This is a genomic window from Niastella sp. sgz303648 (assembly GCF_059587045.1).
Map to the genome: position 1 here is coordinate 82703 of NZ_JCAPSW010000020.1, position 26172 is coordinate 108874.

At 41.9% G+C, this 26172-nt stretch carries 15 protein-coding genes; 11 read left to right on the top strand and 4 right to left on the bottom strand.

The window, feature by feature from the left end; translation table 11 throughout:
* Nucleotides 1-25: 25 nt before the first annotated feature.
* From AC59IL_RS34315 to AC59IL_RS34325, 3 genes are all read left to right on the top strand, one after another.
* Nucleotides 26-1864, top strand: coding sequence for a RagB/SusD family nutrient uptake outer membrane protein (locus tag AC59IL_RS34315; RefSeq protein ID WP_496556783.1), 1839 nt, complete (start codon nucleotides 26-28; stop codon nucleotides 1862-1864).
* 184 nt (nucleotides 1865-2048) lie between these two features.
* Nucleotides 2049-2822: a hypothetical protein gene (locus AC59IL_RS34320; RefSeq protein ID WP_496556784.1), complete on the top strand. Its 774-nt coding sequence runs from the start codon at nucleotides 2049-2051 to the stop codon at nucleotides 2820-2822.
* Nucleotides 2823-2905: 83 nt separating this feature from the next.
* Nucleotides 2906-3556, top strand: coding sequence for a DUF4919 domain-containing protein (locus AC59IL_RS34325; RefSeq protein WP_496556785.1), 651 nt, complete (start codon nucleotides 2906-2908; stop codon nucleotides 3554-3556).
* Nucleotides 3557-3688: 132 nt separating this feature from the next.
* Here the strand turns inward: AC59IL_RS34325 and AC59IL_RS34330 are convergent, their stop codons facing one another.
* The gene (locus AC59IL_RS34330; protein WP_496556786.1) at nucleotides 3689-4930 is read right to left on the bottom strand and encodes a DEAD/DEAH box helicase; all 1242 of its coding nucleotides are present in this window, start codon (nucleotides 4928-4930) and stop codon (nucleotides 3689-3691) included.
* A gap of 247 nt (nucleotides 4931-5177) precedes the next feature.
* Here AC59IL_RS34330 and AC59IL_RS34335 point away from each other — a divergent pair, with 247 nt between their 5' ends.
* Together AC59IL_RS34335 and AC59IL_RS34340 are read left to right on the top strand one after the other, a co-directional pair.
* On the top strand, nucleotides 5178-5648 hold the full coding sequence (locus AC59IL_RS34335; RefSeq protein WP_496556787.1) for an SRPBCC family protein: 471 nt from the start codon (nucleotides 5178-5180) through the stop codon (nucleotides 5646-5648).
* Nucleotides 5649-6189: 541 nt separating this feature from the next.
* On the top strand, nucleotides 6190-6900 hold the full coding sequence (locus AC59IL_RS34340; RefSeq protein ID WP_496556788.1) for a hypothetical protein: 711 nt from the start codon (nucleotides 6190-6192) through the stop codon (nucleotides 6898-6900).
* Nucleotides 6901-7127: 227 nt separating this feature from the next.
* On the opposite strand, the gene AC59IL_RS34345 is transcribed toward AC59IL_RS34340, so the two are convergent.
* Nucleotides 7128-7448 carry a LytR/AlgR family response regulator transcription factor gene (locus tag AC59IL_RS34345; RefSeq protein ID WP_496556789.1) on the bottom strand — a complete coding sequence of 107 codons (321 nt, stop codon included), beginning with the start codon at nucleotides 7446-7448 and terminating at the stop codon, nucleotides 7128-7130.
* 605 nt (nucleotides 7449-8053) lie between these two features.
* Between AC59IL_RS34345 and AC59IL_RS34350 the strand changes: the two genes are divergently transcribed.
* From AC59IL_RS34350 to AC59IL_RS34360, 3 genes are all read left to right on the top strand, one after another.
* A complete protein-coding gene (locus tag AC59IL_RS34350; RefSeq protein ID WP_496556790.1) occupies nucleotides 8054-8620 on the top strand; it encodes a hypothetical protein in 567 nt (188 codons plus the stop codon).
* A 68-nt stretch (nucleotides 8621-8688) separates the two neighbouring features.
* The gene (locus AC59IL_RS34355) at nucleotides 8689-9333 is read left to right on the top strand and encodes a hypothetical protein (protein ID WP_496556791.1); all 645 of its coding nucleotides are present in this window, start codon (nucleotides 8689-8691) and stop codon (nucleotides 9331-9333) included.
* Nucleotides 9334-9461: 128 nt separating this feature from the next.
* Nucleotides 9462-10442, top strand: coding sequence for a phosphatidylinositol-specific phospholipase C (locus AC59IL_RS34360; protein ID WP_496556792.1), 981 nt, complete (start codon nucleotides 9462-9464; stop codon nucleotides 10440-10442).
* A 121-nt stretch (nucleotides 10443-10563) separates the two neighbouring features.
* Here AC59IL_RS34360 and AC59IL_RS34365 read toward each other — a convergent pair whose 3' ends face one another.
* Together AC59IL_RS34365 and AC59IL_RS34370 are read right to left on the bottom strand one after the other, a co-directional pair.
* On the bottom strand, nucleotides 10564-10989 hold the full coding sequence (locus AC59IL_RS34365; RefSeq protein ID WP_496556793.1) for a fasciclin domain-containing protein: 426 nt from the start codon (nucleotides 10987-10989) through the stop codon (nucleotides 10564-10566).
* 89 nt (nucleotides 10990-11078) lie between these two features.
* On the bottom strand, nucleotides 11079-12293 hold the full coding sequence (locus tag AC59IL_RS34370) for an aminotransferase class V-fold PLP-dependent enzyme (RefSeq protein WP_496556794.1): 1215 nt from the start codon (nucleotides 12291-12293) through the stop codon (nucleotides 11079-11081).
* 514 nt (nucleotides 12294-12807) lie between these two features.
* Between AC59IL_RS34370 and AC59IL_RS34375 the strand changes: the two genes are divergently transcribed.
* The 3 genes from AC59IL_RS34375 to AC59IL_RS34385 are packed head-to-tail and all read left to right on the top strand — an operon-like array spanning nucleotide 12808 to nucleotide 26151.
* Entirely contained in the window at nucleotides 12808-19467 is a 6660-nt protein-coding gene (locus AC59IL_RS34375; RefSeq protein ID WP_496556795.1) for an SDR family NAD(P)-dependent oxidoreductase, read from the top strand.
* Nucleotides 19464-24590 carry a beta-ketoacyl synthase N-terminal-like domain-containing protein gene (locus AC59IL_RS34380; protein ID WP_496556796.1) on the top strand — a complete coding sequence of 1709 codons (5127 nt, stop codon included), beginning with the start codon at nucleotides 19464-19466 and terminating at the stop codon, nucleotides 24588-24590. Before AC59IL_RS34375 ends, AC59IL_RS34380 begins: the two co-directional genes overlap by 4 nt.
* Before the next feature lie 43 nt (nucleotides 24591-24633).
* Nucleotides 24634-26151 carry a PfaD family polyunsaturated fatty acid/polyketide biosynthesis protein gene (locus AC59IL_RS34385; RefSeq protein WP_496556797.1) on the top strand — a complete coding sequence of 506 codons (1518 nt, stop codon included), beginning with the start codon at nucleotides 24634-24636 and terminating at the stop codon, nucleotides 26149-26151.
* Nucleotides 26152-26172 lie beyond the last annotated feature (21 nt).

Here is a 26172-nt window from a genome sequence, read left to right on the forward strand (position 1 = left end):
TGTTTGATTCTTAAAAATGATGGTTATGCCAACAATGAAAACATTAATTACTATATCGGGTGCGGCTTTGATTTTGCTGCTGTCATCCTGCAACAAAACTTTCCTTGACCTGGACCCGCTTGATAAGGCAACAGAAGCGGTGTATTATAAAAATCCCGACCAGTTTAAAGCCGCTGCCAATAATTTCTATAACAAGATGATCGGTTTCAAACCGATTAACAATAGCAACATCTATAACTGGATGGATGGGGGCAGTGATCTGCTGAGCCCCGGCTACGGCTGGCCCTCCAGCCTCAACGCCAGCGATCTTTACTGGAACAACACCTATGCTTATATCCGCTCCACCAACATCCTGATAGGTAAAGGGGCGCAATATACCGGCGATTATGCAGGTATTAAACAATATGTGGCCGCGGCGTACTTCTTTCGCGCCTGGCAACATTTCTTCCTGTTAAAGCGCTTTGGTGGCGTGCCGATAGATACAGTAGTAACAGGTGTAACCAGTGACTTGCTTATGGCGCCACGCAACAGTCGCTATGAAGTTATGCGTGTGATATTAGCTGACCTCGATATGGCGATCGACGGCCTGCCGCTGGAAGCCAACATTGCCGCCACTGACAAAGGACAGGTAAGCAAACAGGCGGCCATGGCCTTTAAAGCAAGGGTGTTATTATATGAAGGCACCTATGAAAAATATGTGGGCAAAGCTACTGATGGCGATGGCGTATCTTCCGGCGCCGGCAGCAAGGGCTACGATGCGGGTAACGTTACCAAATACCTGACCGAAGCGGCCTCGTTGAGTTCGCAGGTAATGTCGTATAGCGATTATTCCCTTTTCACAGGTGTTGATTCGCTGAGTTACCGTTACCTGTTTATACTGGATGATGCAGCCTCTAACCCCAAAGGACTTACGAAAACCGCCAACAAGGAGTTTATCCTGAGCAGCAGGTACGACTATACCCTGTTACAGGGAGCTGCCAACCTTACCCATACAGGCGGTGGCGGTATTTCGAGAAAGCTGATGGATATGTTTTTGTGCACGGATGGCTTGCCTTACAGCGTATCGCCCCTGGCGAAAGGCTATGCGTTAATGACCGACGAGTTTACAAATCGCGAATCACGCATGACCTGTATTACCGGTGCACCCCGCCAAAAGTACTGGGGCTTTAGCTCAGCTTACGGCGCTAATTATACGCTGGCTAACTATTTAACCGTATCTAACTGGCCATCGTATATCAATGTATCGTATCCCGACTTAAGCAACGGGGGCAGTGGCTACGGTAGCCGCAAATGGAGCAGTGAGGCTCCCAACCGTAACGACTACCAGGAGTCGTACGACTACCCGCAAATTCGTTTGGCGGAAGTATACCTCACGTATGCCGAAGCACAATGCGAACTGGGCAATGGAACCATTTCAGATGGGGATCTGAATATTTCTATCAACAAAATAAGAAAACGCGCAGGCGCCGCACCGTTAACCAATGCCCTGATTGCGCCTTACCCTTCACTCACCATGCTGGGTGAAATACGCCGCGAACGCACGCTGGAGTTGCTGAGCGAGAATACCCGGTTTACCGATCTGTTCCGCTGGGGCATTGCCGAGCAGGAATTGAATCAGGTACCCATGGGAATGATTGTACAGTATAATGGACAGCCAACGGAGATAGCTACTTTTACAAACCCATATACCAAGAATCCTGCTTATAAGCCCAGCACTTATCCTTTTGGTGTAGATGCGGCAACCGGTGCCGTAATATTGAGTGGTCCGCCTGCAGTGCCAATGACGAAGAAGAATTATCTCACTTCCATTCCGCAGGATCAGATCAATCTCAATAGTAACCTGCTGCAAAATCCGCAGTATTAATTTGAAGTAATAAACAAATTACGAGGCCGTTCCGGAATTATCGGGGCGGCCTTGTTGTTTTTGGGGGGATATCAAATTGTTGAATTTTCACCAATTTTTTGCAATTACGAATCCTGCAGAGCGTTATATTGTGATCGCTATTGACTAAAGGGCAAAGCTGTGCCGCCAGGCCGTAAACCTTTGTATGAAAGAAATGAGAATCCTATTAACGACACTTTTTCTATGGGTTTTTGTCTGTCAGGGACAAGTTGGAAGAGGTGATTCTGTAAAAACGCGGTCTTTCAAAGAATTTTATCAAACAATCACCAATCAATTTGCAAGAATTGACCACCTGCATCAATCCAGCGGCTATAAGGCTTTGGAACGAGAAAACGATAAAATCATTACTATATTGAACCGCTACAAGACGTATTTGTTCAACTTTCCTGATTCATTAAACTATGACTTAATTTACCTGACCAAATCTGTTGACAAAAATCTTGTGCTTGTTTCATGGGACACAAGAACGGGCGGAACGTTGATTGTATTTACAACAATGGCAATCTTTAAAACATCACAAGGTATTAAAACAAAAATGTTATTGGATACAAGTGATAAGGTAATGCCTTACACCTACATGCATTATAACTCTATAAATACCATCACTACTTCTAACGGGAAAAACATTTATTTAGCCTGGGGTAATGGACAAGGTTCAACAGCAAATCCCTGGCAGGAATTACGGGCATTTTCTATTAAAGATAATAAGCTGATAGAGCCGGAGATTTTTCCCGATAACGCTACTAATCTTTATGTTGAATTCGACTTACATGCTTTTAGAGAAGATCAAAAAGTTCCGGTGATTAGAATCAAAAACAGCGGCAGGATTATTCAGGTTCCGATTGAAGGAGCGAAACAAGGATTTTCAGGAAAGTATCAGACGTATGCTTTTAACGGAAAGGCATTTAAAGCAAGGTAACCTGCAAGCGTACAACACGAGGTTTTTGAGAGTAGGGCGCAACGTAATGATTTTATCCGACAAACCTAAATACCTAAATCGAAATGACAAACTACAAGACACTACTCCTGATTGGTTTCTTCTTTCTCCAGGCAATTTTTGTTTTTGGACAAGACAGTAAAATTGAAATTCCGGCTTTTAACGACAAATATTCAAAGTATGTAGGGCAACTTGAAAGTGGGGAGTTGGATATTGATTATACTGATTTTAGAAATAGCTTTTTAGACAGTAAGCAATTTAGCAGGAAAGGCAAAAATTACGACAGTCTGAAAAAGCAGGTTTACACTGAAATTAGAAACAAAAATTTTCAGGGAGTAATAAGACTAACTAAAGCTATGTTGGGTATTGACTATACAAGTATGTTTGCTCATAAATATTTACAACAGACATACAAAATCCTTGGTGACACTTTAAATCAAAAAAAGTATCATGACATCGAATTTGGGCTTTTATACTCTATCACAAAAAGTGGAGACGGTACGACTTGTGAAACAGGTTGGCACGTAACACAGATTGAAGAAGAGTATTTTATCCTAAATATGATTGGTGCGCAACTACAAAGCCAAAGTACAAGTAGTTCTGATAAAAATGCCTGTGACAAAATGGTTGTAAAAACAGAGGAAGGAGAAACAAAAACTTACTACTTTGAGGCAAACAAAGTGTTTGAAATGGAAAAGAAATTGTTTGAAAAATAAACTGCCCGGAAGGGCTGATAGCATATTAATGTTATCAGCCATTACTTCGTGAATATGAAAACTCCTGCGTTATCATTCCTGCTCAACGCCAAATTTTTGACTTACATCCTCCCAATGCCTGATTTAAAACGACTAAGTGTTTGCACGCTTCTTCTTCGGAGAACGCGAAAATCGTCTGGCAGAAGGAGCAGTGTTCTGTTTAGGATGGAAGGATGAATGCCTTGTATTGCTGACAGAATGATCCTTAAATAAATGTTCAGCTATTACCGGTATTACATTGGCAATGAGTTTTTGAATATCGTGTAGGAATGCCTTCTCTTCCTGGTCACAGAACGAAAGGGCAAGGCCATTGGTACCGGCACGTCCCGTACGGCCAATACGATGTACATATGTTTCGGGAACATTGGGTAACTCGTAGTTAATAACATAAGGGAGTTCGTCAATATCTATCCCGCGGGCTGCGATATCGGTTGCTACCAGTACTTTTATCTGTCTCGATCTGAACTGAAGCAGGGCATTTTGCCTTGCTGCCTGCGATTTATTGCCGTGAATGGCTTCCGCCCTGACCCCGGCCTGGTTTAAATCTCTTGCAACACGGTCGGCGCCATGTTTGGTTCGGGTAAAAACAAGGGCCATAGGTATGTCGGTATTAAGCAGCAGGTGCTTTAATAAAGAAATCTTATTTCTTTTTTCAACAAAATAAACAGTTTGTTGAACAGTGGCGGCGCTTGAAGAAACCGGCGTAATGGTTACCTGTACAGGATTTGTTAATAATGAATTGGCCAGCTTGTTAATGGCGGGAGGCATGGTAGCAGAAAATAAAAGCGTTTGCCTGTTTTGTTTAGGTAACCTTGCCATGATTTTTTTAACATCATGTACAAAGCCCATGTCAAGCATACGGTCTGCTTCATCCAATACCAATAACTGTATGTGATTTAAATTGATGTATTTTTGATCGGCAAGGTCAAGCAAACGTCCGGGGGTAGCAACTAATATGTCAACACCCTGCCTCAATGCGGCCACTTGTGCCCTTTGGGGTACGCCCCCAAAAATTACCAGGTGCTTTAAACCGGTAAATTTTCCGTATACATCAAAGCTTTCCTGTACCTGTATGGCAAGTTCCCTTGTAGGGGTAAGTATAAGCGCCTTAATACCATGATTATTCGAAAGCGATTTTTTTTGATGCAGTATCTGAAGAACCGGTATGGCAAACGCGGCCGTTTTACCAGTGCCTGTTTGTGCGCATCCCAACAGGTCTTTGCCTTGCAGCAGATGGGGAATGCATTGCTCCTGAACGGGAGTTGGCTGGGTATATCCTTCGTTTTCTAATGCCTTTAAGATAGGGTCAATGATCTTTAAATTTTGAAATGACAATGTGTGAATTTTAAAATAAATAATAAATAGGAGGTTGCCATTAGACGTCACAATTAATGGCCTTACAATCTTACCTTCACAAATATTGAATAATTGAAATCAAGATAGGTGCAGGGAGGGAATGAATGGGGCAAAGGTAAGCTATTAATCCTGATTATCGTTAAAAACTTTAATGATTATGGCAACTTGCTCATTTGCCGTGGTTTAAGCCGGTCAAAAATGAGCTTGACTACGAAACATCACACAAATGAGGCCAAAATTTCAATCCAAACAATCTGTTATCATCAATGCTCCAATTGAAAAAGTATGGGAATATAACCAGGACCTTTCAAAAATACCCGACTATCACCCACGGGTAAACAAGGTTGACCTTATTTCGGGCAAACAATTTCGGGAAGTTGATGTGGCTTATCAGTGTCACCTGACAGACGGGAAGAATACCTGCATAGAAAAGGACATTGAAATTATTCCAATGGATAAAATTGTGACAGTCTTTCTATCCGACACAATGGGTTTGACAAAGTTGCTGCCCGACTATGTTGTAGAATCGACTTTGAAAAAAATTGACGATAAGACAACTAAAGTAGAGATTGCACATTTTTATTCGAGCTCAAAACTTAAGGTTTGGTTGCTAAACTTTATTATCAAACCCAAAATTGCCAGGGAAACAACAGCCACTTTGAACGCAATGAAAAATAAAATTGAAAATGGGTATTAGAAATTTGTTCAGGGACGCAGGTAAGATTTCAAAAATTGCGACTGTCATTATTTTTCTTGCTTTAATTCGTGCAATCAGCGAACCCTTTAGACTGCAATATTACTCAAAGACAATATTGACTTATGATGAGATAAAGCCTTTTTTGATCGGCTCTTTGATTGCTGCTATCGGACTTTTAGCAATGACAATTTTATTCTATTTCGGCAAGCACAAAATCATAATTGGTACCTGCATCCTGATGATTATTTTATTGTTGATAGTGAAGAAAATTTATCTCATTCCATAACCGCGAACAAAAATGGATGGAAGAGCAGCCGCTATATGAGCCTGGCAAAAACGGGCGGACAGTGGTTAATTGAAATGTTGTGCTTTTACCATAAAATTTATGTTTCAGTTCGAACCTGACGTTTTCTGTTCAGAAAAAATTTTTATCTTGAACTTTAATAAAAAAAACAACAGTTCCGGCGTGACGGAAGCTATTACCCGCGCTTCGCCAAACCCTGAACGTAGCGAGTCACCATAGACTAATAGTTTAATCTTTATGAAGGCTGCATTAATAATTATAAGTGGGCTGATTTTATCAATCATCATCATCCTTTCATTATCTAAAAAGAAAAAGAAAGACGATAATAGACAGACTGTTTCTGCTGACACAAATATTTCAACTATAACAGGGCAACAAGTAGTTGACACTTTAGATGCGCTTGGATATTTTAAATATACAGATTCAGACAAGCTCGATACACTCAAAAAGGAAATAGCAACTACTTATGACCAGGTTAAAGTCCTAAACACCATAAATGAATATAGCCCCCCTCACGAGCCTTTTTGCAGACGATTCTACTTCTGCGATGGAGAGACTCTTTTTGAACCTGGTGGTGTTGTTGACTATCTGAAAGACATCAAGGCCACTTTTGATAAGCTAAATATTCCTCTGGAATGGAAGGACGACTACTTTAGCGACGATGCTACGGAACATACTATCGTTATTAACGGTAAAAAATACACTGCATATAAAGGTGATCCAAATGACCTGCGGGCCTGGGGAATCGCCACGAAGAACTTTGTTGAAATTTTAAATGACCAATTGGCAATTCACAAATCAGAAGAACGTGTCTATCCCATTTTGTTTAACAATGACGGACGGATTGTTTTCCTGACCAGGCCACAATACGTCTTCATATTTGAGCACTTTGATGAAAGGGAAAGACCGATGGAAGCTAACTTATGGTGGCAAACGTTTAATAAATAAAGGCGAACACCCTGAACTTTACCTGAAACCCGGTAAAAGGATTAAACAGCCAGAATACCTATTTTTGCGCCGGATTAACCCAAACAGTACACAATGAAAACCTTTATCGCAGTAGTCTCCTTATTGATTTTTTGCTTAGCCTGTACACAGACCCACATTAAAAAACCTTTCAGCCTTTCTCAATCAAAAGAAATAGTACATTAGTTGTGTGACAATAAATGTTTTCCTCACTCAATAATATTCAGCTGCTCAATCACCGACCTGTAAAATTGCCTGGCAATCGGAATGGCTTCCCCGCCAACTGTTAAATGATCTCTGGCTATGTTATCAATGAAATGAATGGAAGCTGCATATGAGCGGTGTGTTTTGATAAACATTTCCGGAGGAAGTTTTTTTAATGCACTCGATAACGTCGATCGCACCATGTAATAAGATTTATCCGAAAGATAAATTTTGGTATAATTTCCTTCTGTAGAAAGACACATTACTTCTTCAGGGTTGATACGCTCCAATACTTTGTTTTGCCAAACAAAAAATGGCTTCAGCATAACGAATGAGCTTTGAGGTTATAAATGTTGGCAATTTAAAAAAAAGTACCATTAAAAATTCCTTGTGCAAGAATGCGTAAGGTGTACATCTTGCAGGGTGAGGCAGTATGCAACCTCAATGCTACCTTTATGAAACCTTGATTTCTCCTCTTTAGGTCCTCTTTGCTTCCTCGGAATCCGGGAAGGCAAAGAGGTAGCATCAGGGAGGAACTAAGGTGAATCGAGGTAAATCCGAGGTGAACCCGAGGTGAATCCGAGGTGATTCGGAGGCGAATCTGAGGTGATTCGGAGTTGAAACTACCAAACAGCACCGGTTTTCGACTGCCCGTAACAGATTTTTTCGAACACCGTCCCAAAAACCGGAGTGTTTTCGGGGAAAAAATACCAAACATCACATCACTAGCCGAAGCTCGTCACAGGTTGAGGTAAACACCATCACATTATTAAAATACGAAGTGGAAGCTGATATACATTTGTGTCATCAGTTACTGCCAAAGGAGTTTCGCTCAGGGCTAACGGGTAGAGCGAACCCGCGAACCCTCTCCTCCGGCAGCGACTGGTAAAGTAAACCAGATTCATTCACCATTAAAAATCAGGAGGTATTTATGGCCTCAAATAATAGCCTGGCAACAGGCAAACTCAGTGGAACCCTCGGAAAAGAACTCGTATATCGCGAGTGGGAGGGTAAAACAATTGTTGCTAAAGCACCTAAAAAGCGGAAGGGAGATCCATCATCTTCCCAATCCGAAACACAGGAAAGATTCCTGTTCGCAACACGATATGCAAGGGCAATTATAAGAAGTCCGGACAAAAGCCTGGCAGAAGCCTACGCCGCTGTTCTGCGACCCCGGCAAAACGTGTATAGCAGGGCGTTGGAAGATTATATGTCTCCACCCGTTGTTACAAATATCAAAACGCGTAATTACAAAGGCAACGTCAACGACAAAATCGTTGTTAGTGCAATAGATGATTTCCGCGTAGTAAGTGTACGGGTAGAAATATATGCTGCCAATGGCACGCTGCTCGAAGACGGTAATGCTGAAACAGACATCAGTGGCACAGTATTTACCTACACTGCCACGCAGGCAAATAACCTGCTGGCCGGTAGTAAAGTGATAGCCATTGCAACCGATGTTCCGGGTAATGAAGGAATATTGGATGTAACTTTGTAAGGCTTTACCAGCCCCGTCCCGCTGTAAAGCGGAACGGGGCATTTTTTGAATAACTACAAACAAATTATATGAGCAGGTTACCAAAGCGTCATTTTTGGGAGTGGTTCAAACGCCATAATCAGGAATATCTTGAGCTGAATAAAAAGTCTAAAAAAGAAGCTGCTTACTGGGTGCGTGAATTGAACGCTCATTTGCGGGCCTATTTCAAATTCTTTGGGTTCAGTATAACGTTGCCTGATAAAGGAATTTCACAGTTAACCATCACTGTAAGCGGTAAGGTGATGCATTTTAAAAAGGTAGAAGCATTTGTTGCCACAGCTCCTGAAATACCGGGTTGGAGCATTGGTGCGCTGGAAGACCCTATGCCAATTGATTTTTTATTGGAAAAACAAATAGAGGATGCCGGTATCCATCCCGGCGAGTTCTGTTTTTCCTTTGCCACCAATGATCCGGACAATTTAGATATTATAGTGTATCACCCGTTATGCACCTATAACAATGAAGGTCAGTTTTTGCAACTGGCTTATGCAGCGGTATATAATTTATTGGGGGAGCGTTCTTTTGGAATTGATATAGGCCAACTTGAAATAGCCAACCTTTCATCCGCCGATCCCCACAATGTTCACCAACTGTCAGAATTGCCTGCCTGTATCGGCCGGCGCAGATCTGCTATGGTGGTAGATCACAATGGAACATTGTTGAGCATGCGTTGATTGGAAAGACGAGAACAATTGATAAACTTTATTTATTCAAACAATTTAAAATATTATCTAATTATTAATCAGCTCACCGGAATGGTTATGCAAGCCCGTTATTTTATCTTTATTGCATAAACCTTTTTATGAAAAGACAAATTCTTTACGTATTCCTTTTTATTTCATCATGTGCCATTTCTTTAACCAGTTGTAAAAAGAATATTCAGCATGATCCTCTTACTAACAATGAGCAGGCAACGCCTTCATCACAAAGCAGGATCGCGGTGGCAGCCATCAGTCCTGCCGGCTGGATGCAATCATTGTCAGACAGCTACTTGCTTTCTCAGTTATCAGTTCCCGGCTCGCATGATGCCGGCGCCCGTTACGAACCTGTTTCGGGTACTGCTAAATGCCAGTCATTAACTATTGCCGATCAGCTAAACGCCGGTATCCGTTTCCTGGATATCAGGTGCCGGCACATAGGTGATGCATTTGCTATTCACCATGGATCGATATATCAGAACCTGAATTTTGATGATGTATTGAATGCCTGTTTTTCTTTTTTAACCAACAACCCCGGTGAATGTATTATTATGAGTGTAAAAGAAGAATATGACCCTTCGAACAACACACGCACCTTTGAACAAACATTTGATGCCTACACCCAAAAAAATCCTGCTCACTGGTACCTCGGCGCTACCATTCCTACGTTGGGTTCAGTACGCGGTAAAATTGTTTTATTGAGAAGATTCAGCAGTACCGCCACACCTAAAGGTATTGCAGCTACGAGTTGGGCCGATAATACTACTTTTACGATCAATAACGCCGAATCGCAATTGCGGGTGCAGGACAATTATGTTGTTCCGGATAATAATGCCAAATGGGTCAATGTGACCAATCTGTTATCAGAAGCAAAAAGCGGTAGCAACACAACCTTATATATAAATTTTACCAGCGGATATAAATCGCTCATATTTGGTATTCCGAGCATAACAACTGTTTCTGATAATATCAATCCGAGGATCACTTCTTACTTTACTACAAATACACAGGGAAGATTTGGTATTATCCCGATGGATTTTTCTGATGCCGGCAAAGCGGCGCTTATTGCCCAGACAAACTTTTAAATGATTTATTAAACTGAGAGGTCGTTATTCCGCACAGGGGTATTCAAACACAAAAGAGCCTTCAGATCCAAAGACCTGAAGGCTCTTGTCATTTTTAGTTGCAATGAATGCCGGGAAAATTTTACAAACTGCGAAAGTGTTTTTTAGTAAACACCATATCCGTAGAATGCATGACCCCATTGGTTATTTTCGCTTCACGTCCAAGAATAACAGCATCTCCAATACTCACTTTGCCATTTTTCACTTCCACTAATAATTGATTACCATTTATGGCTTCCAATCTGTCACCATCTTTCAGATCTTTGAAATAGAATTTTCCTTTTACTATGTGGTTATTCAGCAGATCCGTAAGTTTTAGTTTGTTTTGCGGTTCCAAAAGATTTTCCATAAACCCCTTATCCAGTTTTTCAAAAGCAAGGTCGGAAGGGGCAAAAAAAGTGAAAGGACCGGAACTGCTCAGCAGCTGGTCAAGGTCGGAAGAATGAACACTTTGCTTTAATGTTTTCAGGTTTTTATCAGTGTTAACAACCTGTGTAAGATTTGACATTTTTGTTGATTTACCTGCCGGTAGTATAACCGGCAAGGGGAAAAGGTACGCTTAATTAACCATAAACACCGATAATGTTTAATATGCTGTTAATCCAGCGCACGCAATTCGCGGCATATCAGTTCTATTTCTTCTTCCGTATTGTAATAATGCACAGATGCACGTACAATGCCATCCAGCCCTTTCCGGTTCATATAATACAGCGTGGATTTGGCAAAGCCGATATGTACGTTGATATTTTTTGCTGCCAGTTTTGTTCTAATGGCTGCTGACGGTACGCCGTACATGGAAAAGGTAATGATGCCACAAAGGTCATTGCCCTGATCATGCACCACAATACCATCCAACTCACTGAGGCGTTGCCGGAACAAAGACGCTAAGTGCTGTATCCGTTGCCATATTCGCTCTACGCCTATGTTCAACACATACTCCACGGCTTTTTGAAGACCCAGCGTTACAGCGGGATTCTTTTCATACCATTCAAAACGCCGCGCATCTTCCCGCACCACAAAACCCTGCTGATTTACACTGGTAACCGTGCGGCCATCAAAGAACAACAGTTTTAGCTTATCAAGCATTTGCCTGCGTACATACAAAAAGCCTGAACCACGTGGGCCGCGCAGATATTTACGTCCTGTTACGGCCAGCATATCGCAGCCAATGGACTGTACATCTACCGGCATTTGTCCCACCGACTGACAGGCATCTAATAAGTACACAATTTTATGTTTCCGGGCTACTTCGCCTATTGCAGCTGCAGGCAATACATTACCTGCCGTAGAGGGAACGTGCGTAACGGCGATCAACTTCGTTCGGGCATTGATGGCAGCCTCTAATGCGGTTATAGAAAAATTTCCTTCGACATCATTGGGTATCATTTTAATGACAATGCCGTAAAGCTTTTGTGCATTCAGCAAGCCCAGCACATTGGAAACATATTCCATTTCAGATGTGATTACTTCGTCGCCCTGCTGAAAGTCAAGCCCGTTAAAAGCAATGTCCCAGGCGGCGCTGGCATTTTCTACGAGGGCTATCTCATCAGCATGCGCATGAATAAGTTGTGCGATCAGCGCATGTGTATGGTCAAGCCGGGCGCGATATTTGGCTTCTGTTTCATAACCGCCATACAAAGCTTCTTCGCGCAGAAAATCAACCATGGTATTTACCACGATATCCGGCGGCAAAGAAGCGCCTGCATTATTCAGGTGAATGCGTTCAGCCGTGCCTGTTGTTTCGGCCCTGAATGCCTGTATCTCTGCTTCATTAAAGGGTTTTACTTCCATAAAAGAGAATGTTGGTTGCAAAGTAACAGGGTTTGTTTATGCCGGAACAGGTGCAGATTTGATAATTATTACTATATCAGATGTAGGAGGAACCTATTCCATTATCTTTTAAATGCGCGATTTCAAATAGCAACGATGATTTCATATACACAAGGTTGTAATTTGTAATAAAAGATTTTTCCAATTATTACTACCCGGTTTGTCAAAAAAAAATGTCTACTTGCGTTCATACCTATCACACTCCCCTATAACCGTACAAATACAGCCATTCCTGGTTGTTGATTACACTGTTGCCCTCGCATTTTTCGCATATGCATTTGACATGCCGGGAACCGGCATGAAAACAATACATAACAGTGTTTTATAGCTATCGAAAACAAGAATAAAAAAATCAATTAACGAAGATTTTTCTAAGTAAAGCATTGGCGTCTTAAACGTCATTGTTACCGGCAGCGCATGGCAACCTGCATACCGGTTAAGAAAACATTTGCCAGTACTAATCATCAATCAGTAGAACCATTAAAACCAATACAAAATGAATAAATCAGTTGGGATCGAAAAAGACATTGCAGTAGTAGGCATGTCTTCCTTGTTTGCAAAAGCAACAAATCTTGACGAATACTGGCAAAACATTGTTGAAGAAATTAACTGTATTACGGAAGTTCCCGAAAATCGTTGGAAGATCAGCGATTATTACTCTCCCGATCCTTCCGATCCCGACAAGAGCTATAGTAAAGTTGGCGGATTTATTCCCGAAATAAATTTCAACCCTATGGAATTCGGGCTGCCTCCAAATATCCTGGAGCTTACCGACTCAGCACAACTATTGTCGTTAGTGGCGGCCAGGGCAGCGTTGGAAGATGCAGGCTATTGGCAAAATGAAAAGTTTAATAAAGAAGTGCGCGAGCGCACCGGAGTTGTTTTAGGTGTTGGAGGTGGACAAAAGCTACTGGGTTCGCTTGTTTCAAGATTGCAATACCCCATTTGGGAAAAAACCCTGAGATCTTATGGAATTCCTGAAAAGGATCTGACAGTAGTAATTGATCATATTAAATCGGCATTTCCAAAATGGGAAGAAAGCTCATTCCCGGGCCTGCTTGGTAATGTTATAGCTGGCAGAATTACCAACCGTTTTGATTTGGGAGGCACCAACTGTGTTGTTGATGCAGCTTGCGCTACATCTCTTTCTGCCATTAAAATGGCCGTTATGGAATTGCAACTGGGCCATGTGGATATGATTATTTCAGGCGGCGTTGACGCCGATGCTTCACCGGTAATGTATCTTTCATTCAGCAAAACACCGGCTTTCTCAGAAAAGAACCAGATAAAACCATTTGATGATGAATCGGATGGAATCGTAATCGGAGAGGGCATAGGATTAGTAGTATTAAAGCGTCTTTCAGATGCCGAGCGTGATGGAGATAAAATCTATTCTGTAATAAAAGGTATAGGAAGCTCCAGCGATGGAAAAAATAAAAGTATTTACGCCCCCCAATCATCAGGGCAATCGCTGGCTTTAAAGCGTACTTACGAACAGGCTGGTTATTCAATGAATACCGTAGGATTGATTGAATGTCACGGAACCGGAACGCCTACCGGCGATCCTTCGGAGTTTGATTCGCTGAAAATAGAGATGGCAAACCAATCAGCCGAAAAACAAAGTATTGCACTCGGTAGCGTTAAATCACAAATAGGGCATACAAAATCAACAGCAGGAACCGCAGGATTTATAAAAGCTTCTCTGGCTTTATACAATAAGATATTGCCCGGTACTATCAATGTAACCGTGCCTAACCGTAAGTTTGATATCGAGAATACGCCATTTTATATCAATGCTTCTACGCGCCCCTGGATAAAACCTGTACATGCACCACGAAGAGCTTCGGTAAGCGCATTTGGTTTTGGAGGCACTAATTTTCACGTTACGTTAGAGGAATACCAACCTGAACATACTAAGCCATATCGTTCTTATACCTCTTCTTATGCAGTGGTATTAACGGCTGATTCAAAAAACGAATTAATACATAAAGCCGATCAGGTGCTTCAGCAGCTGGATGCGCCCAACGCAAAAGAAATATTGGCCGATATTTCGGACAATGCTTTAAAAATTATAGTAAAAGGTAATCAACCCAAACTGGGTTTTGTTGCAGCGGATGTTCAGGAAGCAATTGCCAAACTATCTGCAGCAATACAATATATCAGCACTACGGCAACACCTGCTTTTGAACATCCCAAAGGATTTTATTATTCCGAAAACGATTTGGTAAAAGGAGGAAAAATCACTGCGCTTTTTTCCGGACAGGGCGCCCAGTATGTAAATATGTCAAATGATATGGCTTGTCTTTTCCCTCCTTTCAGGGAAGTATTGGGTAAGCTGGATGAATTATTTGATAAAAGCGGGGGAAAAGCACTTTCTAAAATCGTTTATCCGATACCGGCATTTAACGAACAAACCAAAGCTCAACAGAAACACGAACTCACACAAACTCAATATGCACAGCCGGCCATAGGAGCAATAAGCATGGCATATTACAAATTGCTTAAGCAATCAGGCTTTTCGCCCGATATGGTGGCAGGCCACAGTTTTGGTGAGCTCACGGCCCTTTGGGCTTCCGGAGCCTTAACGGAAGAAGATTATCTTTTACTGGCCGCAGCAAGAGGCCGTTGTATGGGTGCTGATACAGGGGAGGAGCGTGGCGCTATGTTGGCCGTTGGTGCAGAGCTGGAACGCGTAAAGGAAATTATTGCCAACTTAAAAAAATTGTTTGTTGCCAACATTAATTCCGAAAATCAAATTGTACTTGCAGGAGATACAAAAGAAATAGAAACAGCATTGGCCGAATTTCAGCGTTTGGGAATTTCGGCAGTTAAACTCCCTGTTTCAGCTGCTTTTCACACTTCATATGTTGAACATGCAGCAGGGCCGTTTGCTGAAGTAATTGCCAAAACCAAATTCAAATTGCCCGAAATTGCTGTATACAGCAACACGAGCGCTGCTAAATACCCCGAAACCGTTGAGGCCATTAAAGCAACTTTATCATCACACATTCTTAAACCTGTTTTGTTTAAAGATGAAATAGAACAGCTATACAATGATAATGCAAGGATATTTGTTGAATTTGGACCAAAAGGGATACTAACCAATCTTGTAAAGAAAATATTGAACGGCAGGGAATTCATTGCCATTGCAATAAATCCATCGGAAGAGAAAGGCAGCGAATACCAGTTTAAGGATGCGCTTATTAAAATGAAAATAGCAGGCCTGCCTGTTGGTGATCCGGATGTATTTAAAATACCGGCGCAAAAAAATATCGTTGCCGACAAGCTAAATGTTGTGTTAAACGGCGCTAATTATCAAAGCGAGGCAACCATTAAATATTATAATGAAGGCCTTGAAAAAGTAAAAAAATTAAAGGCCGCTGCAGAAACAAAACACACGCCGGAAACAGCAAACAGTAAACAACCGGTACAAACTACAGCTGTAAGTACGGGTGGTACTGCACTGGAAAATGTGCGGCCAGAGACAGCAGCTAATGCATTTTACAGCGATATTTTCGGGAAACAATTAGAAGGGTTTAAATCTATTTCTCAATTGATGGCAGAGCAGGTAAAACTGCTTGAGTCGTTACATTCGGGACAAGCAATAACTAATAATCATACAGAGCGTAACCCAAAACTGTTTACTCCGGAGCATTTGGAAATTAGAATGATGCCTGTAACCCCGCCACCTTCACCGGTAAAGGCTACTCCGGAAAACAATCTCACTACAAAAATAGCAGCGACATCGCACGAACTTGTAAATACCCTTCTGCAAATTGTTAGTGATAAAACAGGTTATCCAACGGAGATGCTTGAACCCGGCATGGATATGGAAGCCGACTTAGGCATTGATTCCATAAAGCGTGTAGAGATATTCGGCGCCATGCAGGAGGCTTTCCCAACCATCACAGGAGCCAATCCTAAGGAAATGGCCGTGCTAAAAACGCTGGAGCAAATTGTAGATTACCTGGGAGCAAAAACCGGTACAACTTCTGTCGCAACTGCGGCTACGGCATCAGCGACACAAGCTACAACTGCTTCACCCGGAACTGATATAACTACGCTTGTACAATCGCTATTACAAATTGTCAGCGATAAAACAGGCTATCCAACGGAGATGCTTGAGCCCGGCATGGATATGGAAGCCGACTTAGGTATTGATTCCATAAAACGCGTAGAGATTTTCGGCGCCATGCAGGAAGCCTTCCCAACTATAAAGGGAGCCAATCCTAAGGAAATGGCCGTGTTAAAAACGCTGGAACAAATAGTAGATTACCTGGGAGCAAAAACTGGTACAACCTCCGCCGCAACTCCGGCTACGGCATCAGCGATACAAGCCACAACTGCTTCACCCGGAACTGATATAACTACGCTTGTACAATCGCTGTTACAAATTGTTAGTGATAAAACAGGTTATCCAACGGAGATGCTCGAACTAGGCATGGATATGGAAGCCGACTTAGGTATTGATTCCATAAAACGCGTAGAGATTTTCGGCGCCATGCAGGAAGCCTTCCCAACTATTAAAGGTGCCAATCCTAAGGAAATGGCGGTGCTAAAAACACTGGAACAAATTGTAGATTACCTCGGTGCAAAGGTAAACGGAACAGTAGGGGAAAACGCCGTAAGTCAGGAGGTAAAAAAATCAGCACCCGATAAAACAATTTCAATCCATAATACCATTAAACGTTTTGAGCCCCGCTTAAAATTTCTTCCAAAACCTGATAAACTGGTAATTGAGTGGAATAAAAACGATACGGTTGTTATAACAGATAACGGATCAAAGCTGTTGACTGACCTGGTTGATAACCTTTTAAACCTGCCTGTAAATGTTGTATTGCTTCATTTGCCCGAAGGCATTGGGAAAAAATCACCTGATATAAAATTCAAAAAAGTTACCCATGTATCATTAAGCAGCGTTTCTGATGAGGCCATAAAACAGGCTTTTGACGAAATGGCGAAAATGTATGGCGCTGTTACAGGTGTTATCTGCACTTCTGAAAACCATGATCCGGCTGCACTCAATGCAATAATAAACGACCATGTGTATGTAAAAGCGGCGTTTTTTATAGCCAAACATTTTAAGCTTTCGTTAAACAAACAACAGGCTATTGAGTCGAGGCCTTTCTTTATTTCGGTATCGCAAATTGACGGATATCTGGGGTTTAAAAACAATGCTAACCTATCACTGATACAGGGAGGTAACGCCGGCCTGGTAAAAACGATTGGTTTGGAGTGGCCGGATGTTTTCTGCAGGAGTATAGACATACAGCCGGGCCTGGATACACAACTTGCTGCTTCATTAATTATAGATGAATTGCTCGATCCCAATAGGGAAATAAAAGAGGTAGCGCTTACCAAAAACACCAGAAACACCATTGTTGCAGAAGAGATGGCGACTGATGCCGATTCGCTGAATCATGTAACGGTTACTTCAAACGACGTATTTCTGGTTACAGGAGGAGGAAAAGGCATAACAAGTACCTGCATCAATAAGCTGGCTCAATATTGTAAGCCTAAATTTATATTATTGGGCCGGTCATCGATAAACCACCCTGAACCAGCCTGGGCAAACGGAGTAACCGATGAAAAAGAGCTTAAAAAGAAAATTGCCGAACAGTTTCAGCATGAGGGCCAAAAACCAGTGCCGGCCGAAGTGCAGAAAATGTTGAAGCAGATAATTTCGAAGCGGGAAATAGAACAAACGCTTGCTGAATTAAAAGCAAATGGTGCTGAAGCAATTTATTTTCAGGCCGACGTGCGTGATAAAAAACAATTGGAGCAAATAGTACAGGAAACCCGATTGAAAATGGGCGAAATAACGGGTGTCATTCATGGTGCAGGCGTGCTGGCCGATAAACTCATTGAACAAAAATCGGAACAGGATTTTGAACAGGTATTTTCCATAAAGGTAGGAGGCCTGCTTTCGGTACTGGAAGTATTACCTCCCGAAAAGTTGAAATTCCTGTTATTGTTCTCTTCTGTTGCGGGATTTTATGGAAATCAGGGACAGGCCGATTATGCCCTGTCGAACGAAATATTGAACAAACTGGCATTATACATTGCTAAATGTTACAGGCAGTGTAAAACAGTTTCGTATAACTGGGGGCCGTGGGATGCGGGAATGGTAAGCCCCGGGTTGAAAAAGATGTTCGAAGAAAAGAATGTTTTTACTATTCCGCCCGATTACGGCGCACAGCTTTTTGTTTCGGAGTTAAGTAGTGTTTATTCCGGAAATGCGCAGGTTATTATCGGAAGCGCGCTTCCATTACCGCCGGTACCTATAAAGCCCAACCTCAAAAAATACACGATTGAAAGAAAATTAAAATTAGAAGACAATCCTTTCCTTAACGACCATGTTATAGCCGGGAACGCCGTATTGCCTGCCGTTAATGCGGTTGGTATGATCATAGACAGTAGCAGACAATTGTATCCCGGATTAAAAATTGCCGCTATTGAAGATGCACGGGTGCTGAAAGGAATTGTGTTTGACAAAAAAATCAGCGAAAACTTTGTTCTTGAATTAACTGAATTAAAAAAGAACAACAACGAAGTATTGATTGAAGGGATATTATTTAGTCAAACCAAAACGGGAAAAAAGCTAATGCACTATAAAACCCGTGTGTTGCTTTGCAGGCATTTAAAGCCATCACCCGTTATTCCTGTTGAAAGATTTATTAAAAAGGCAGGGGTCATTAAAGGCGAAGTTTTATATGAAGACGGCACTTTGTTTCACGGACCATCCTATAAGGGTATTACAGAAGTTTTGAAAATAGACAATAATGAACTCATTGTAAAATGCCTTATAAAGCCTGTTAGTGTGCAGGTGCAGGGACAGTTCCCTGTATCGGATTACAATGGCTTTGTAATGGATGTAAAATTCCAGGGGCTGGTGGTATGGGCAAAACATCTTTTTGGCTCGGCCAGCTTACCTGTTAAATTGGTTAAAGGCGAGTTTTTTAAACCATTGCAATTTAATACCGAATACTTTGTACTGTTTAAACTGCGCAGCGCCAGCGATGTAATGATGAGCGCGGATATTTATACCTGCGATAAAGATGGGAATACCTGTACCAACATGATGGGGGCCGAAATAGTTTTAAGCAAAGAACTGAACGAGTTATTCGCTAACAAAAAAAATACAGTGGCTTTATGAAAGGGAAAATAGCAATCGTTGGTCTTTCTGCTCTGTTTCCCGAAAACAAGAATGCAGAAGAATTCTGGCAATGTATTTTAAACAATCAAAGTCTTACTTCAAAGCCTACCGAAAAAGAGTTTAGAAAAGACGCCGGTTATTTTTATCATCCCGAAAAAAATACAATTGATAAAAGCTATTGCTTAAACGGAGCGTTTTTAAGAGATTTTACATTTAATCCCGAAGGCTATAAAGTTGACAAAGATGAATTAACAAATCTTGATGAAACATATCAGTGGCTGCTTCACACGAGCCGCGATGTGCTGGAAAAAGCCGGTTATTGGAACAAATCGCTGCTCGAAAAATGTGGTTTGATCATAGGGAGTTTTCCCCTGCCTACCAGAACATCACGTTCTATATTAAATGAGTTGTATACCGATATTGCAGAAGACGCTATAAAAAGCATTTACCATGTCGACAATTTTTCTTTACCGCGCATGAATGAACCTGAGTTGTGGAGTTTTTACAACACCTTTTCGGGAGAAAATCTTTCTGCCCTTGCCTCAAAGGCTTTAGGGCTGGGAGGAAGGCATTTTGCACTGGATGCAGCCTGTTCATCTTCGTTACACGCCATTGAAATTGCATCCAATTATCTCAACACTGGTAAAGCCGATATGATGCTCGCCGGAGCCGTAACCTGTTCCGACCCGCTGTTTATAAGCCTGGGGTTTTCCTTTTTTCAGGCATTTCCTTCTCATCGTGAAAGATCAAAGCCTTTTGATAAAAGCTCTGCGGGATTGACTCCGGGTGAAGGAGCAGGGGTATTGCTCTTAAAACGCTACGAAGATGCCCTCAAAGACGGCGATGAAATATTATCGGTAATATATAACATAGGGCTATCTAACGACGGCAAAGGAAAGTTCCTGTTAAGTCCCAATATAAAAGGGCAGGTAGCATGTTTTGAAAGAGCTTACAGCCACGTAAGTATTTCTCCAAAAGATATAGCCTACATCGAATGCCATGCAACAGGTACTGCTGTTGGTGATGTAACCGAGATAGAATCTATTAAAGAATTTTTTGGCGAAGCAACCGTTCCCTATCTGGGCGCGGTTAAATCAAATACCGGGCATTTGCTTATGGCTTCCGGCATAGCGGGCCTGGTGAAAGTGATCAACAGCTTAAACAATAAAACAATTCCTGCTACTATTGGAATTGAAAACCCGGTGGCTTTAAAAGAAAAAATAGTAATTAGGAATATGGGTTGGCCAAAAGAAAAGCTGCAACTGGCAGCCGTCAACGCTTTTGGATTTGGAGGCGCCAATGCTCATCTGATCCTTGGCACTCCATCAACAGCAAAGGATGTTGAGATTTTTCCGAACCCACAACCGGTGGGTCGTATTGCCATTACAGGTATGGAGGTTTGTTTGGGAGAAATTACATCGTTGCATCAATTGAACGAAGTAATTACAACCAATAAAATTGTAAAACGTCAACTGCCGCAAGGCCGCTGGTATGGCATTGAAGAAAGGAAAAGCATTTTGCAGCGATTTAATGTAAAAGAAGCTCCCGAAGGAAATTATATAGATGCTTTTGATTTTGACATATTGCGTTATAAAATACCTCCCCGCGAAGCATCTAAAATGGTTGCACAGCAACTTTTAATATTAAAAACGGCCGACAAAGCTATACAGCAGGCAGGCCTGCAGCAAGGCGCTAACATAGGTGTTATTATTGCTATGCAGCCCGAACAGGCTTTGCATAAATATACGGCCCGCCTGGACCTGGGCTGGCAATTAGGCGAAGCACCCGAAAACAAAAATGTTTCCGGTCAGCAGTTGGCGAACGTTGAAAAAAATATTAAAGATTTTATCAATGATGTTATTGCCGAAGAACCTTCGGTTAGTATTAATACAGGGATCATCGGAAATCTTATGGCCAGCCGCGTTTCAGCCTTATGGGATTTTACCGGGCCGGCATTTACTGTTTCGTGCGGAGAAGATTCATTTACCAAAGTGCTGGATATAGCCAAACTGATGATAGAAGCCGGTACCTGCGACGGCGTGGTTGTTGGAGCGGTTGACCTTGCCGGAGGATATGAACATGTTTTGTTGCGTAATAAATTTGAATCTACCAACTACCCAGTTGGAGAAGGCGCCGCAGCTTTTGTATTGCAAAATGAAAATACGGTTGAATCGCCCGATAAAAAAGTATTTGCATACCTGAACGACGTTTTAATAGATGAAAACAAAACGCCTTTATTAAGCAATCGCTTTAAGAATATTTCGTACCTCGAATTTGCAGGCAGCTCGGTATATAACAATGATTTTGTGCAGCATGCTGTAAAAGAACTGAAACCTTTACAATCAGGAAGTGTAACGCCCAATGTAGGGTATACGTACGCTGCTTCTGTTGCCGCCAGTTTTGCAAAAGCTTTGCTACGGCTCAACACGCATCCCGCAAATGCAAAGGATCAGGTAATTATTGCTTCATTAAACAGGCATTCCGGAGCTACAGGGCTCATCTCCGTTTCGGCCGGAAAGACGCCTGTTTCATTCAATGAAAACAACGCTCCTGCAAACAAAGCAGCTTCACTGAGAAAAATCGTAAACGGAGGCGTTCGTTTTGCTGATTGTTTTTCCCCGGCGTCGAAAACAAACCATGGAACACCTTCAACCATAAACGGAGTTAAAATACAAAACAATCCCAAAGTGCCTGCTGAAATTTATTCTTTTGAAGACGCTTTTGCCGGAAAATTACCTGTACATAAAAAGAACAGCGAAGGCGCTATCTGGAATGAAAAAGATTTGCTGGAGTTTGCGGGCGGAAGCATAGCCAAAGTATTTGGAGAGCAGTATAAAATAATTGACTCTTTTAAAAGAAAAGTGCGTTTACCATTGCCACCTTATTTACTGGTGAGCAGGGTAACCAAACTGCGTGCAAAAACCGGCGAATTCAAACCTGCTGACATGACCACGGAATATGACATTCCTTATAATGCATGGTATTCAGTAGATGGCCAGGTTCCCTGGGCTGTTTCGGTTGAATCGGGTCAATGCGACTTAATGCTGATAAGCTTTCTGGGTATTGATTTTGAAAACAAAGGCGAAAGGGTTTACAGACTGCTCGACTGCACGCTTACTTTTTTAGACGAGCTGCCTAAGGAAGGGGATACCCTGAGGTACGACATCTCTATCAATTCATTTGTAAGAAATGGCAATAGCCTGTTATTCTTTTTCAGCTACAACTGTTATGTAGGCGAAAAAATGGTTTTGACAATGACCAATGGCTGTGCCGGATTTTTTAGTGACGAAGAGCTGCAACAGGGACAAGGCGTTGTTAAATCCAAAAAGGAACTGGAGTTGCGCAGCAATATTAAAAAAAGAAGATTTGCTCCAATAAAAACCACCTCAAAAACGGCTTTCACCAGACCCGATTTGCTGCACCTTGTAAATGGCAGACCCGATCTATGCTTTGGTAAATCATATCACCATCAGTGGAGAAACGCTTCCTTACGTCTTCCATCAGAACATTTATTAATGTTCGACAGGGTAACGGAAGTTGATCGGGAGGGTGGCGCCTGGGGCTTAGGATTAATAACCGCCGAAAAAGACCTTCATCCAAACGATTGGTATTTTCCCTGTCACTTTAAAGGCGATGAAGTACTCGCTGGTTCATTGCAGGCAGAGGGTGGGGGGCAGCTGTTGCAATTTTTTATGTTGTACCTGGGCATGCACGGACTGGTTAAAGATGCCCGTTTTCAGCCAATAGAAGGGTTACCACAAAAAGTACGGTGCAGAAAACAGGTAACACCCCAAAACACCAAACTAACGTACCGTATGGAGATTAAGGAAATAAGCTTAATTCCTGAACCGCGCGTTATATCAGATGTGGAAATATTGACCGAAGACGGACTTGTTGCCGTTCATTTCGAAAACCTTGGATTGCGGTTAAAAGAAAAAAATAATTCGCATCTTATTACAGTGAAAAACCACAACCGGGCAACTCCGCTGTTGAACGAAGAACAGGTTGTCAACTATGCTTTAGGCTCCGTAGTGAAAGCGTTCGATAGCGAATTCGTACCCTTTGAAAACAGAATACTTTCGCGTCAGCCAAATACCGATTTACAGTTTATCTCAAGAATACTATCGTTTAACGGCCAGCGCCATCAATTCAAAAACAAACCTTCGATAGTTTGCGAATATGATGTTCCAATAAGCCCGTGGTATAGTAACGAAAACAATGCTCCTGTAATACCCTATTCCATTTTAATGGAAATAGCTTTACAGCCATGCGGTGCGCTAACCACCTGCCTGGGAAGTATATTTATTTATCCCGATCAGGATGTATTCTTCAGAAATCTGGATGGCGAAGGTACATTGAGCGAAAATATAGATGTACGGGGCAAAACCATTACCAGTAAAGCCGTGCTTACCAGCCATACAGCCTATGAAGGCAACATTATACAAAAGTTCATCTTCGAAATGATGTGCGATGGTAAGGTGTTTTATAAAGGTACTGCTGCCTTCGGCTTTTTTCCGAAATCAAGCCTGGTAAACCAGGTTGGGCTCGACCAGGGTTCAACAATACCGGCATGGTTTCACACAGCGCCAAAAACGTCAGACATCCGGCATATTGATTTAGCTTCGGAAACCGGATTGCAATTGTTCAGCATACAGAACGGCAAAAAACATTTCCGCTTAAATAAACCACAATTGAATTTCCTCGATACATTATCGTGGGTAAAAAATGGTGGAAAACACGGCAAAGGTTATATATATGGTTTTAAAGAAATAGATCCGGCCGACTGGTTTTACAATTGCCACTTTTACCAGGACCCCGTAATGCCCGGCTCTTTGGGTGTTGAAGCCATGATACAAGCCATGCAGGCGTTTGCTATACTCGAAAATTTGGGAGATAAATATGTCAAGCCCTGTTTTAAACAACTTGAAAACCATCAAACCATGTGGAAATACAGGGGGCAAATTGTGCCGGATGATAAATGCATGAGCCTTGAAATTCATATTACTTCTATAACAGAAAACAACAATCATACGATCGTTATTGCAGAAGGAAGCCTGTGGAAAGAAGATATAAGGATCTATGAAATAAAAAATCTGGCATTTGCCATTACAGAAGAAAATTAATAACGATTTACTAACCATTTGAATCACTAAAATATTATTACAAATGAAGGAGCTTGTTTCTACCGCATGCGCGCGGTGCCATAACGCGCTTTCTAATATTAAACATGCGTATCACGTTTTTTCAGACAGCAACAATCAAATACATTTTGAAGAAATATCGGAAGCAATAACACCCGACTGGCCTCAATTAAACTATTGCGGAATACTTCCTTCAGTAAGCCCTGAAAATATAGGCGACAAAACATTCAGGGAGCGCTATCATGTTAAATACGCTTACATGACCGGCGCTATGGCTAACGGTATAGCCTCTGAAAGAATGGTAATTGAGTTGGGTAAAAACAATATATTAAGCTCATTTGGGGCTGCAGGTCTTATCCCTTCGCGGCTGGAAGCGGCAATAATAAATATCAAATCAGCGCTTGGAAATAAAACTTTTGCCTGTAATCTGATACATAGCCCCAGTGAAGAAGCCCTGGAAAAAAACGGAGTAGAGCTGTTTTTAAAACATAAGATAAAGGTGGTTGAAGCGTCTGCTTATATGGATTTAACACCATATATCGTTTGGTATAAGGCCGCCGGATTATCGGAAGAGAATGGAATGGTGAAATCTGAAAACAAAGTAATAGCCAAAGTATCAAGGTTGGAAGTTGCCAGAAAGTTTATGCAGCCACCAACTGCTTCAATACTGGATAAACTGGTTGAAGAAAAAAAAATTACACCCTTGCAGGCACAACTGGCGGCAGGCATCTCTGTTGCGGATGACATCACTGTGGAGGCAGATTCAGGCGGACATACAGATAACCGTCCGCTGGTTTGTATACTGCCTGCCATCATTGCGCTTCGCGATGAAATTACCGGGCAATATGGTTACAATTATAAAATACATGTTGGCGCAGCCGGAGGAATAGGTACGCCAACTGCTGCTTATTCCGCATTTTCAATGGGAGCTTCATTTATAGTAACAGGATCTGTAAATCAGGCATGCATAGAGTCAGGGGCTTCAGATATTGTAAGAAAATTATTGGCACAGGCAGAAATGACAGATGTAATAATGGCTCCTGCAGCAGATATGTTTGAAATGGGCGTTAAACTGCAGGTTTTAAAAAGAGGAACCATGTTTCCGGGAAGAGCACAAAAGTTGTATGAATTATACAGGTCGTATAACTTAATTGACGCTATACCGGCAGCAGAAAAAGAAAAGATTGAGAAGCAGATATTCAGACGTTCACTGGAAGAAGTATGGGGCGATACTAAAGATTTTTTCAGGGAAAGAGATATAAACTTATTACATGCTGCCGAGGCAGACCCGAAGATTAAAATGGCGCTGATATTCCGATGGTATTTGGGTTTGTCATCCCGCTGGGCAAATAGCGGAGAAAAAGGAAGGGAGCTGGATTATCAAATATGGTGCGGACCATCCATGGGGGCGTTCAATGGTTGGGTTAAGGGAACAGATTTGGAGAAACCTGAAAACAGAAAAGTGGTTAGGGTTGCAGAAGAAATAATGAAAGGAGCCTGTTATTACTACCGGAAAAACATCCTTAAATCCCTAACTAATTAATGCGATCATGATGAGTTTGTT

Coding starts and splice junctions, on each gene's coding strand:
- AC59IL_RS34315 (WP_496556783.1), top strand. CDS start 26: ATGCCAACAATGAAAACATTAATTACTATATCGGGTGCGGCTTTGATT.
- AC59IL_RS34320 (WP_496556784.1), top strand. CDS start 2,049: ATGAAAGAAATGAGAATCCTATTAACGACACTTTTTCTATGGGTTTTT.
- AC59IL_RS34325 (WP_496556785.1), top strand. CDS start 2,906: ATGACAAACTACAAGACACTACTCCTGATTGGTTTCTTCTTTCTCCAG.
- AC59IL_RS34335 (WP_496556787.1), top strand. CDS start 5,178: ATGAGGCCAAAATTTCAATCCAAACAATCTGTTATCATCAATGCTCCA.
- AC59IL_RS34340 (WP_496556788.1), top strand. CDS start 6,190: ATGAAGGCTGCATTAATAATTATAAGTGGGCTGATTTTATCAATCATC.
- AC59IL_RS34345 (WP_496556789.1), bottom strand. CDS start 7,448: ATGCTGAAGCCATTTTTTGTTTGGCAAAACAAAGTATTGGAGCGTATC.
- AC59IL_RS34350 (WP_496556790.1), top strand. CDS start 8,054: ATGGCCTCAAATAATAGCCTGGCAACAGGCAAACTCAGTGGAACCCTC.
- AC59IL_RS34355 (WP_496556791.1), top strand. CDS start 8,689: ATGAGCAGGTTACCAAAGCGTCATTTTTGGGAGTGGTTCAAACGCCAT.
- AC59IL_RS34360 (WP_496556792.1), top strand. CDS start 9,462: ATGAAAAGACAAATTCTTTACGTATTCCTTTTTATTTCATCATGTGCC.
- AC59IL_RS34365 (WP_496556793.1), bottom strand. CDS start 10,989: ATGTCAAATCTTACACAGGTTGTTAACACTGATAAAAACCTGAAAACA.
- AC59IL_RS34375 (WP_496556795.1), top strand. CDS start 12,808: ATGAATAAATCAGTTGGGATCGAAAAAGACATTGCAGTAGTAGGCATG.
- AC59IL_RS34380 (WP_496556796.1), top strand. CDS start 19,464: ATGAAAGGGAAAATAGCAATCGTTGGTCTTTCTGCTCTGTTTCCCGAA.
- AC59IL_RS34385 (WP_496556797.1), top strand. CDS start 24,634: ATGAAGGAGCTTGTTTCTACCGCATGCGCGCGGTGCCATAACGCGCTT.